Raw genomic sequence first — 10,550 nt, 5'->3', positions numbered from 1 at the left:
ACCGAACCATGATCCATGCCTTGCTCTCCTCCCGGGCCACCACGCAGCGCCTGGCCCTGGTCGTCCTGCTGGCCGCGTTGACGGGCTGTGCGTCCGTGAAAATGCCCGCCCCGGCGCCCAGCGCCGCCAACGCCGAAAAGCTGCGCGCCACCAAGCTCGTGCCCGCCCAGGTCGGCAGCTTCAAGCTCGCCGCCGGCAAACCGGCCGAGATGGACACCACACTGGGCGGCCTGCGTGGCTCGTCGCTCAGCCCGGCAGGCGGCAGCTTCGCGGGCCAGTTGCGCGATGAGATCGCCGCTGAGCTGACGGCCGCAGGCCTGCTGGACTCGAAGTCCAAGATCGTCATCGAAGGCCAGTTGACCGACAGCATGGTCGATGCCGGCATGAGCACCGGCAAGGGACGGCTGGCCGCCAAGATCCAGATCAAGCGCGAAGGCAAGACGGTGTTCGACAAGGAAGTGATTGCCGAGTCCACCTGGGAATCGTCCTTCGTTGGCGCGATCGCCCTGCCGGCAGCCATCAACCAATACGGCGCGCTCTACAAGACCCTGGTCGGCAAACTGTTCGACGACGCCGACTTCAAGCGCGCACTGGCCACCCAATAGGGTCGCTGCGCCCGTCCTTTGAACCCGGCCCCAGGCCGGGTTTTTTGTTGCCCGACGCGGTACGCCGCCGTGAAATCCGGCACCCGAAACCGTTGCCATGCATTGCRTGCATGGGCGCATACGGACTTGGCTAGACAAGCGCTACCGAGGGAGCGGAGCTTCGCGCTACCGTTCGGCCCACTCAAAGTTACGGAGCGTTTCATGCCCAACCTGTCCTTTGTTTCGCCGACGCGAAACAGCCCGTGGGGAACCTATCTGTCGCAGATCGATGCGGTCGAGCCCTACCTCGGCGGCCTGGCCCGCTGGGTCGAGACGCTGCGCCGCCCCAAGCGCGCGCTGATCGTCGACATCCCCATCGAGCTGGACAACGGCAGCATCGCCCATTTCGAGGGCTACCGCGTGCAGCACAGCCTGACGCGCGGCCCGGGCAAGGGTGGCGTGCGCTACCACCCGGACGTGACGCTGGAAGAAGTGATGGCCCTGTCGGCCTGGATGACGATCAAGAACGCCGCGGTGAACCTGCCCTACGGCGGCGCCAAGGGCGGCATCCGCGTCGACCCCAAGCTGCTGAGCCTCAAGGAGCTGGAGAAGATGACCCGCCGCTACACCAGCGAGATCGGCATCATCATCGGCCCGCAGCAGGACATCCCGGCGCCGGACGTCAACACCAACGGCCAGATCATGGCCTGGATGATGGACACCTATTCGATGAACACCGGCGCCACGGCGACCGGCGTCGTCACCGGCAAGCCCATCGAGCTGGGTGGTTCCCTCGGCCGCGTGGCCGCCACCGGCCGCGGCGTCTTCGTCGTCGGCCGCGAAGCGATGCGCCGCCTGGGCCAGCCGCTGGAAGGCGCGCGCATCGCGGTGCAGGGCTTCGGCAACGTCGGCTCCATCGCCGCCAAGCTGTTCGCCGCCAATGGCGCCAAGGTCGTCTGCGTGCAGGACCACACCGGCACCATCCTGAACGAGAACGGCTTTGACATGCAGAGCCTGCTCGACCACGTGGCCGCCTACAAGGGTGTGGCGGGCTTTGCCGGTGCCGACAAGATCAGCGACGAGAACTTCTGGGACGTGGCCAGCGATGTGCTGATCCCGGCCGCTCTGGAAGGCCAGATCACGGCCGAGCGCGCCAAGCGCATCAAGACCCGCCTGGTGCTGGAAGGCGCCAACGGCCCGACCACGCCGGACGGCGAGGCCGTGCTGGCCGACCGCGGCATCGTCGTCGTGCCCGACGTGATCGCCAACGCCGGCGGCGTGACCGTGTCCTACTTCGAGTGGGTGCAGGACTTCTCGTCCTTCTTCTGGACCGAGGACGAGATCAATGTCCGCCTGGACAAGATCATGATCGGCGCGTTCAAACACATCTGGGAAACCAGCGAGCTGCACAAGATCACGCTGCGCACCGCCGCCTTCACGGTGGCCTGCACGCGGGTGCTGCAGGCGCGCGAGGAGCGCGGCCTGTACCCGTAATCCGCGCTGGGCCCCGCCCATGCACCGCCGCCAGCCGCCGCAAGGCCTGGCGGCTACTCGGTTTCAAGGTAGGTAAGTAGGCACAATTCGGTCAGCCCGCATGGACAGCCCCCTAGAAGTTGGCAAAGTCATGCGCCCTGCCCATGACTCACGAACTGCCTGAATCCCCCCGCGCCGGCCTCGATCGCCGGCAATTGCTGCGCGGCGCGCTGGCGTCGGCGCTRCCGGCGCTGAGCCTGCCCGCGGCGGCCGCATCCGGCCCGCTGATCGTCGGCGGCCTGCCGGTCACCTGCAACTTGACGCTGCCGGTGGCCTGCTCGGCACGCCTGGCGTCCAACAAGGCCTCCGGCAGCTCGGCCTTCCAGTTCGAGTACAGCAAGTACAACGGCTGGCCGGAGATCAAAGAGTCGCTGATGACCGGCGGCATCCAGGCGGCCTACATGCTGGCGCCGCTGGTCATGGACCTCGCCGACAAGAAGATCCCCGTCAAGATCGTCTCGCTGGGCCACCGTTCGGGCGCCGTCATCATGGTGCGCACCGACTCGCCCTACAAGAAGTTCAAGGACTTGGGCGGAAAGCGCATCGCCATCCCCAGCCGCTTCGCGGTGGACTTTCTGTTCCTGCGCAAGATGCTGGCCCAGGAGGGCATGACGCCCAAGGACATCCAGATCGTCGAGATGCCGCCGCCCGACATGCCGGCCGCCCTCTTCGCCAAGGCCGTGGACGCCTATTGCACCGGCGAGCCCTTCGGCGCCTCGGCCCAGCGCGCCGGCTATGCCAGGCCGCTGCGCATGACGCGCGACGAATGGCGCAACTACATCTGCTGTGTGCTGACGGTGCGCGAGGAGCTCATCAAGGAGAACCGGCCGCTGGTGCAGGACCTGGTGAACCACGTGCAGGGTGCCGGCAACTGGCTGGACCTGCAGGCCGCCAACCGCGAGAAGGCCATCCAGATCGCCGCCGGCCGCAAGTTCTTCAACCAGGACCCCAACATCCTGCGCTTCGTGATGGAGAACCCGACGGACCGCGTCACCTATGGCGACCTGCGCATGATCCGCGCCGAATTCGACGACCTGATGCAGCTGTCCATCGAGGCCGGCACGCTCAAGGCCCCGGTGGCCTACGAGAAATACGTGGACGACAGTTTCGTCAAGGCGGCCAAGGCCGCGCCCATCCCGATATGAAACGCCGCGCCCTGTTGTGGGCCGCGCTGCCTTTGACGGCGCAGGCTGCGCCGACGCTGAAGGCCGGCGTCTTCGAGCCCGCCCAGGCAGCGCCCGAATTCGCTCTCCAGGGCAGCGACGGTGCCGCCCTCAATCTCGCCCGCTTCAAGGGCAGGCTGGTGCTGTTGGTGTTCGGCTTCACCCACTGCCCCGAGGTCTGCCCGACGACGCTGGCCACGCTCGCCCAGGCGCGCAAGCAGCTGGGCACCGACGCGGCGGACGTGCAGGTCGTCTACGTAACGGTGGACCCCGAGCGCGATGACATCCCGCGCATCCGCCAATACCTGACCGCGTTTGACCCGACCTTCATCGGCGGCACCGAGGCACCGGACAAGCTGGCCGCGATGCGCAAGCGCTATGGCGTCGTCGCCGAGAAGATCGCGCCCCAGCAAGGCAACGCCTACGGCATGAACCACTCCACGTCGGTCTGGCTGATCGACCGCACCGGCAAGCTGCGGGCCATGATGCCTTATGGCCATGAGGCCAAGGACTTCGTGCACGACCTCAAGCTGTTCTTGGCTTCGAAGTGAGAAAGCGTTGGGTCTGGCTCCTGCCGGTCACGTTGCCGCTGGCCCTGGTGGCCTGGGCGGCGCTGGCGCCCATCGAACTGCCCACGCGCGACGAGCTGTTCGAGATCCCGCAAGGCACCTATGCCCGCCGCATGGCCGGTGACAAGGTCGAGATCCTGCCCGATCGCATCGACCTGACGCTGGGCCTGAACGACGTGCTGCTGCTGCGCAACCGCGACGAGGTGCCGCAGCAGTTCGGCCCCGTGCTCATCATGCCGGGGCAGAGTTTTCGCCTGCCCTTCGAGGTCGCATCGACCTATAGCTTCGCGTGCAGCGCACATGCCAGCGGCCAGATGGCCGTCGTCGTCGCGCCAACGCCAGCGCGCGGCTGGCCAGCATTGCAATGGCGCTGGCAACGCCTCATGAAGAACCACTGGAAGGAGGGGCGGTGAACCTGCGCCTGAATCGAATCCTGCCGCCGCTGGCGGTCATTGCCCTGGTCATCGCGGCCTGGTGGGGCATCGTCGTCTACACCGAGAGCCCCATCTTCCCGACGCCCTGGGCCGTCGTCACCGGCACGCTGGAGCTGGCCCAGGACGGCACGCTGTGGGAGCACATCACGGCGTCGCTGATGCGCGTGGGCATCGGCTTCGGCCTGGCCATGCTGATCGGCATCCCGCTGGGCCTGTGGATGGGCTGGGTGGCCGGCGCCTACCGCACCTTCAACCCGATCTTCCAGATGCTGCGGCCGATCTCGCCGATCGCCTGGATCCCGCTGGCCATCCTGTGGTTCGGCGTCGGCGACACCTCGCCCATCTTCCTGATCTTCATCTCCTCCGTGTTCCCGCTGATCGTTCAGACGACCTCGGGCGTGCACACCATCGATCGGCGCTACCTGCGCGCGGCCACCAACTTCGGCGTGTCGCGCGCGGTGATGTTCCGCCGCGTCGTCATCCCGGCCGTGCTGCCGGAAATCATCATCGGCATGCGCATCGGCATCGGCGTGGCGTGGCTGGTCGTCGTGGCGGCCGAGATGATCGCGCTGCGCTCGGGCCTGGGCTATCTCATCATGGATTCGCGCAATGCCGGCAACCGCTACGACCTCGTCATCGCCAGCATGATCCTCATCGGCGTCATCGGCCTGCTGCTGGACGGCGTGACCCGCCTGCTCGAAAAACTCAAGACCGTGCGGTGGCGCTATGTCAGATAACAAGATGCCCAAGATCGCCGTCAGCGGCTTGACCAAGAGCTTCAAGTCCGCCAAGGGCGCCCAGCTGCCCGTCATCCAGGGTGTGGATTTCGATGTCGCCGAAGGCGAGTTCGTCGCCATCGTCGGCCCTTCCGGCTGCGGCAAGTCGACGTTGATGAACATCCTCGCGGGCTTCGAAAAGACCGACGGCGGCTCGCTGCTGATCGACGGCCAGCCCCATCCCGGCCCCAGCCCCCAGGGCATCGTCATCTCGCAATACGGCTCGGTCTTCCCGTGGCTGACGGTGCAGCAGAACCTGATGTTCGGCCTGACCGGCCAGGAGCATGGCGTCGATGCCGAGCGCGTCAAGCTGGCCGACCACTACGCCGCCATGGTCGGGCTCAAGGGCTTCGAAGGCGCCTACCCGCACGAGCTGTCGGGCGGCATGCTCAAGCGCGTGGAGCTGGCGCGGGCCTTCATCGTCAAGCCCGAGATCCTGTACCTGGACGAGCCCTTCTCGGCGCTGGACGCGCTGATGAACCTGCGCATGCGCAACGAGCTGCTGCGCATCCTGGCCGAAGAAAAGCACACGGTGCTGCTCATCACCCACGATGTCGACGAGGCCCTCTACATGGCCGACCGCATCCTCGTGCTGTCGCCCCGGCCCACGCGCATCCAGGCCCGCTTCGAGCTGGACATGCCGCATCCGAGGCGGTTGATCAGCCCGGAAATGGATGCGCTGCGCGAGGCGATCCTGAAGGAACTCGGCCTGGAAATGCCCGCTTAGAAAAATGAAGCCCCTCGGCCAAGGAGTACCTTGGCCGGTCCCCCGAGGGGACGGCGATGCTCGCGGTATCGAACCGCAAGCACATCGCCAGCGCGGACCGGCTAGGGAGCGGCCCGGCGCTCGACCCGCAAAGAATTCACACGGCCGCGGCGGGCTTCAGAACCGCACCAGTGCTGTCCAGCACGCGCAGCGTCACGGGAATGGCCGGCGCCACGCTCTGCGTGACGGTGCAGAAGTCCTCGAAGGTGTCCAGCACACGCTGAATGTGGCCGAGCTGGTCGGCTGGCTTGCCCAGGTGCAGGTCCACCGCCAGGCCCTGCACGCGGTTGCGTCCGCGCTCGTTCCTGCCGACGGTCGCCTTGACCTCGGTGCGCAGCGGCGAGGGGTCGTCCTTGTACTTCTGGCAGGCAAACCACAGCGACGCGGAGAGGCAATTGCCGATGGCCGAAGCCAGCAGTTCGACCGGGTCGGGCCCCAGCCCGGTGCCGAAGGGCACGGGCTCGTCCGATAGCAGCACCGGCAGCTCCGGCGCGTAATGGTGTTCGAACTGGTAGCCCTGACGCTGGATCAGGGTGACGCTGGGGTTGTCCATAAAGCCTCCTGGGTTGGAAGCGATTCTCAACGCAGGTCGTCGGTCTCGAAGTAGATCTCGGTCAGCCCCTTGGCCTTGAAGGCACGTTGGACAGTGGCGCCAGGCCTGGCGACGCCCTGCAGCGGCACATCGACCTCGCCGCGGACCTGGGGTGCCTTCAGGCGCACGATGTGGTCGAAGTCCGGGCGGCGGTCGATGGTCTTGACCGCGAACCACTCGCTGCCCTTGCCGATCAGCCGATAGCGCCCGGTCGATGCCTCGCGTTGAGCGGGGCTCAGCCGCCGAAACAGCATCACCTCATCGACGACGACGCGCTGCTCGGCCGACTGTGGCTTGCCGCCACGCTCGAAGTGGCCCGCGAAGAAGCGCGCCTTGAATTCGCGCAGCGGCTTGGCGTGGCCTGGTGTGAAGCGCAGCAGGTCAAAGGCCTCGGGGTCGAAGGTCCACAGGCTGGGCTGGCGGGCCAGCGTCTCGCGCAGCGACTTGTCGGCCGCCGCATCGGCGAGGTGAAAGCGCAGCAGCACCTGGCTGTCATGCGGCGTGTGGAACATCGGCAGGTGCGAGGCATACAGGCCCTCGCGGCCGCCGAACACGGCCATGCCATGGCCGCCGAACGCGGACTCAGCAGTCTCTTCGGCCCAGGCCAGAGCCGGCAGCAGTGCGGCGAATGCAAAGGTACGGCGCTTCATGCGGCGCATCTTCGCCCTCAATGGCCGCATATGAAGCAAAACCCGATCAACGGTCGATGCCGGTCCGGATGGGCATCGCAGAGCTCAGCGTTGTGAGCCCGCGCTTACATTGCCGCCTGCCTGCACCGTCCGTGGCAGCCTTGCCGCTTCGCGTTCCGTCTGCCCGGCTGATGGGCACGCTGAATGCCGCACCTTCCCCTGAATGTCCCTGTCATCGGATCCCGGCCCGGCGGCGTTGCGCGCGGGCCCCGGCGCCCGCCCGGCAACAAAGCGCCCTTTCGCGGACGGAATAATCGACCCATGCATCGCCTCTGCTCCCTGACCTTGTCCGCCTTCCTGCTCCTCACGCTGCTGGCTGGCTGCGGCGGCCTGCCCTCCAGGTCGACGAAAGCCGAGAAATCGGTCTACCAGGGTGAGAGCTTTGCTGCCGAGGAGACTTTCTCGCGGCTGTTCGACGCCAATGTCGACGACACCTGCGAGGCCGCCCGGCGCGCCCTGCTCAGCCAGGGCTATGTGATCAGCAAGGCGGAAAGCGGCGTCGTGCGCGGTGCCAAGCACTTCCAGCCCGCGGGCGAGGTGCATGTGGAGATCGCATTCAACGTTGTCTGCGTCGGCGATGGCCCCAAGCAGCAGATCGCGACGGCCTATGTCAGCGCCCAGCAGGACCGCTACGCGCTGAAGAAAAGCAACCAGGCCGCCAGCCTCGGCGTCAGCGCGCTGGGCTCGATCTCGGTGCCGCTGTCATCGAGCGATGACTCCCTCGTCAAGGTGGCCTCCGAGACCATTCCCGCGGGCGAGTTCTACGACCGCTTCTTCACGCTGATGCAGCGCATGGTGCGCGAGAACACGGCACAGCGCTGACCCTGGGCCCGTGAAGCTTGCGCCGCGCTGATTGCGGACGAATCGGCATTGCGTCACACCCACGCCGGCCAGGGCCCGCCTAGGATGGGCTCGCCATGGCCGAGCCACTGCCCCCTTTTGCACTGCCTGCCCGGTGGCCGCTGGCGGGGTTCAAGCGGCTGATCCACGCCGCCTGGGAGGTGCCGGGCGATCCGGCAGAGGCGGCCAAGCTGCGGGACGACCAGTGGCGCGCCGTCGTCGGCCAGTTGCCTGCCTCGGTCGTGGCCACGGCCATCRCCATCGCGCTGCTGCTGGTGGCACTGAAAGGGCGCATCGACCTGCTGCCCGTCGCGCCCACGCTGATGGCACTGGTGGCGCTCAACGGCTTCAACTTCGCGCTGTGGCGGCATGAACGCCACCGCCGCCCACCCGACGCGCCGCCGCGCGGCATCCGTGCCGGGCTGCTGCTGGCGCTGGACCTTTTTGCCGGCGGCGTGCTGGACGCGGTGCTGCTGCTGCAGGTTGCCCAGCAGGCCGAGCCCGGCCTGCACGCGCCGCTGGTGGCCACCGCGGCCGGCGCCATTGCCGCCGCAGCCTGGATGTTCGCGCTGCTGCCCGCCGTGGCCATCGGCTGGGTGCTGGGCGCCTGCGGCACGCTGGCCGTGGGCATCGCGCTGCTGCCGCTTCCCTGGATGGACGGGCTGCTGCCGTTGCTGCCGTTGTACGCCATCGCGCTGTGCATGGCAGCACTGCTGAATGCCCGCCTCTTCCTGCTGGGCCGCCACGCCCAGCACGAGGCCGCACGGGACCGGCTCACGGTGTCGCTGCTGCTGCGCGACTTCGAACATCACGCCAGCGACTGGCTGTGGGAATTGGGCCGCGACGGCCGGCTGCGCCATGTCTCGCAGCGCATGGCCGAAAGCCTGGGCCAGCGGGCGCAGGACCTGATCGGCGAGCCGCTGCTGGCCGTACTGGCCCACCAGCTGCCCGCCAACAACGCCGACGCCCAGCAGCGCCTGGACCGACTGGGCGACGCGCTGCTGGCGACCGAACCGCTGAGCGATCACGCCCTGCATCTGCGGGTTGGCGGCGAGGATGTCTGGTGGACGCTCAGCGGGCGGCGCCTGGAAGGCGACGGCGGCTGGCGCGGCGTGGGCAGCGATATCAGCGAGGTGCGCGAGCGCGAACGCGAGCTGCTGCGCCTGACCGACCAGGACACCGTCACCGGCCTGGCCAACCGCCATCAGTTCCACCGCCGCCTGGCCCTTTATCTCGGCGGCGGCGGGCCCATCTCGCCGTGCACCGTGCTGCTGCTGGACCTGGACTGCTTCAAGCAGGTCAACGACAGCCTGGGCCATGCCGCCGGCGACCACCTGCTGGCCGCCGTGGGCGAGCGGCTGCACGACAGCCTGGCAGCGCGGCGCGGCAACGGCGACCTGGTCGCGCGGCTGGGCGCCGACGAATTCGCCGTGCTGCTGCGCGGCGAGCTCAGCCCCGAAGCCATGCAGCGCCTGGGCAAGCAATTGCGCTCGGCCCTGCGCGTGCCGGTTTCCATCGACGGCAACGAGATCGACGTGCGCGTCAGCATCGGCGCGGCCTGCGCGCCACGCCATGCCCAGGCGGCCGACCCGCTGCTGCGCGCTGCCGACCTGGCCCTGTTCGCCGCCAAGGCCGCCGGGCGCGACCGCCTCGTGCTCTACGAGCCGGCCCTGCAGCAGGCCGCCCAGGACCGCCTCGCCCTGCTGGCCGACCTGCGGCTGGCGCTGGACGCGGATCAACTGGAGATGCACTACCAGCCACAGATCGAGCTGGCCACGGGCAAGCTGCGGGGCTTCGAGGCGCTGATGCGCTGGCGCCATCCCGTGCGCGGCCTGGTGCCACCGGCCGTCTTTATCCCGTTGGCCGAAGACAGCGGCCTCATCATCACCATCGGCGCCTGGGCCCTGCTCATCGCCTGCCGCGACGCAGCGCGCTGGCCGGGCGAGCTGCGCGTCGCCGTCAACGTGTCGGCCCTGCAGTTCGAGCGCAGCCCCATCGAGCTGCATGTGCTGGAGGCGTTGGAGCGCACCGGCCTGCCTGCCGACCGCCTGGAGATCGAACTGACCGAATCGGCCCTGCTGAAGGACAGCCAACACGCCATCGACCTGCTGACGCGGCTGCGCGCCCTGGGTGTGCGCACTGCGCTGGACGACTTCGGCACCRGCTTCTCGTCGCTGGCCTATCTGYGCCGCCTGCCGCTGGACCAGCTCAAGATCGACCGCGCCTTCATCGCCGATCTCGACCACCCGCAGGCCGGCGCGACGGCACGCGCCATCGTCGCGGCCATCCACGACCTCGCCCAGGCCCTGGGCCTGCACACGGTGGCCGAAGGCATCGAGACTGCCGAGCAGCACCRGGTGCTGACCGAGCTGGGCTGCAGCCTGGGCCAGGGCTTTCTGTTCGCCCAGGCCCTGCCGCGCGATGCCACCCAGGCCTTCGTCGAGCTGGCCCACCGCCAGGGCCTGGGCGCCGCGCGCGAGGCCCACCTCGACTCCGTCAATCCCCCGCTGACGGTCTGGCCGTCGACACGGCTGCAGCTGCGCAGCCTGCTGCAGCTGCCTGACACGCGCTTCAGCGGCGGCGAATTCTGAGCGGCCAAGTCGG

11 protein-coding genes are annotated in these 10,550 nt (G+C 68.2%); 9 read left to right on the top strand and 2 right to left on the bottom strand.

From position 1 onward, the window contains the following. From AC1DU6_RS01650 to AC1DU6_RS01620, 7 genes are all read left to right on the top strand, one after another. Nucleotides 1–605: hypothetical protein (locus tag AC1DU6_RS01650; RefSeq protein ID WP_477855928.1), on the top strand; the 605-nt coding region annotated here is incomplete at its 5' end. 201 nt (nt 606–806) lie between these two features. Continuing rightward, nucleotides 807–2,078, top strand: coding sequence for a Glu/Leu/Phe/Val family dehydrogenase (locus AC1DU6_RS01645; RefSeq protein ID WP_457322390.1), 1,272 nt, complete (start codon nt 807–809; stop codon nt 2,076–2,078). 143 nt (nt 2,079–2,221) lie between these two features. Then, the gene (locus tag AC1DU6_RS01640; protein WP_457322388.1) at nt 2,222–3,262 is read left to right on the top strand and encodes an ABC transporter substrate-binding protein; all 1,041 of its coding nucleotides are present in this window, start codon (nt 2,222–2,224) and stop codon (nt 3,260–3,262) included. Further along, complete coding sequence (locus AC1DU6_RS01635) at nt 3,259–3,831, top strand: SCO family protein (protein ID WP_477855927.1); 573 nt, start codon at nt 3,259–3,261, stop codon at nt 3,829–3,831. Before AC1DU6_RS01640 ends, AC1DU6_RS01635 begins: the two co-directional genes overlap by 4 nt. Continuing rightward, a complete protein-coding gene (locus tag AC1DU6_RS01630) occupies nt 3,828–4,262 on the top strand; it encodes a cupredoxin domain-containing protein (RefSeq protein ID WP_056191195.1) in 435 nt (144 codons plus the stop codon). Before AC1DU6_RS01635 ends, AC1DU6_RS01630 begins: the two co-directional genes overlap by 4 nt. Continuing rightward, on the top strand, nt 4,259–5,020 hold the full coding sequence (locus AC1DU6_RS01625; RefSeq protein ID WP_235531765.1) for an ABC transporter permease: 762 nt from the start codon (nt 4,259–4,261) through the stop codon (nt 5,018–5,020). The genes AC1DU6_RS01630 and AC1DU6_RS01625 overlap by 4 nt, the downstream gene beginning before the upstream one ends. Nucleotides 5,021–5,024: 4 nt before the next feature. Continuing rightward, complete coding sequence (locus AC1DU6_RS01620) at nt 5,025–5,786, top strand: ABC transporter ATP-binding protein (protein WP_457322382.1); 762 nt, start codon at nt 5,025–5,027, stop codon at nt 5,784–5,786. Between the two features lie 136 nt (nt 5,787–5,922). On the opposite strand, the gene AC1DU6_RS01615 is transcribed toward AC1DU6_RS01620, so the two are convergent. After that, nucleotides 5,923–6,378, bottom strand: a complete 456-nt coding sequence (locus AC1DU6_RS01615; protein WP_457322380.1) for an OsmC family protein — start codon at nt 6,376–6,378, stop codon at nt 5,923–5,925. Between the two features lie 26 nt (nt 6,379–6,404). Then, the gene (locus tag AC1DU6_RS01610; RefSeq protein WP_457322378.1) at nt 6,405–7,067 is read right to left on the bottom strand and encodes a hypothetical protein; all 663 of its coding nucleotides are present in this window, start codon (nt 7,065–7,067) and stop codon (nt 6,405–6,407) included. 300 nt (nt 7,068–7,367) lie between these two features. On the opposite strand from AC1DU6_RS01610, the gene AC1DU6_RS01605 reads away from it, so the two are divergent. Beyond that, a complete protein-coding gene (locus AC1DU6_RS01605; RefSeq protein WP_457322376.1) occupies nt 7,368–7,928 on the top strand; it encodes a DUF2242 domain-containing protein in 561 nt (186 codons plus the stop codon). A 95-nt stretch (nt 7,929–8,023) separates the two neighbouring features. After that, the gene (locus AC1DU6_RS01600) at nt 8,024–10,537 is read left to right on the top strand and encodes a putative bifunctional diguanylate cyclase/phosphodiesterase (protein ID WP_477855926.1); all 2,514 of its coding nucleotides are present in this window, start codon (nt 8,024–8,026) and stop codon (nt 10,535–10,537) included. The last annotated feature ends 13 nt before the right edge of the window (nt 10,538–10,550 follow it).

Source organism: Roseateles sp. P5_B10 (genome assembly GCF_056400485.1).
This window is presented reverse-complemented; position numbering and strand designations above follow the sequence as displayed.

What these genes read in the sequence shown, in the direction of transcription:
- AC1DU6_RS01645 (WP_457322390.1), top strand. Translation starts at nt 807, where the DNA reads ATGCCCAACCTGTCCTTTGTTTCGCCGACGCGAAACAGCCCGTGGGGA.
- AC1DU6_RS01635 (WP_477855927.1), top strand. Translation starts at nt 3,259, where the DNA reads ATGAAACGCCGCGCCCTGTTGTGGGCCGCGCTGCCTTTGACGGCGCAG.
- AC1DU6_RS01620 (WP_457322382.1), top strand. Translation starts at nt 5,025, where the DNA reads ATGCCCAAGATCGCCGTCAGCGGCTTGACCAAGAGCTTCAAGTCCGCC.
- AC1DU6_RS01615 (WP_457322380.1), bottom strand. Translation starts at nt 6,378, where the DNA reads ATGGACAACCCCAGCGTCACCCTGATCCAGCGTCAGGGCTACCAGTTC.
- AC1DU6_RS01610 (WP_457322378.1), bottom strand. Translation starts at nt 7,067, where the DNA reads ATGAAGCGCCGTACCTTTGCATTCGCCGCACTGCTGCCGGCTCTGGCC.
- AC1DU6_RS01605 (WP_457322376.1), top strand. Translation starts at nt 7,368, where the DNA reads ATGCATCGCCTCTGCTCCCTGACCTTGTCCGCCTTCCTGCTCCTCACG.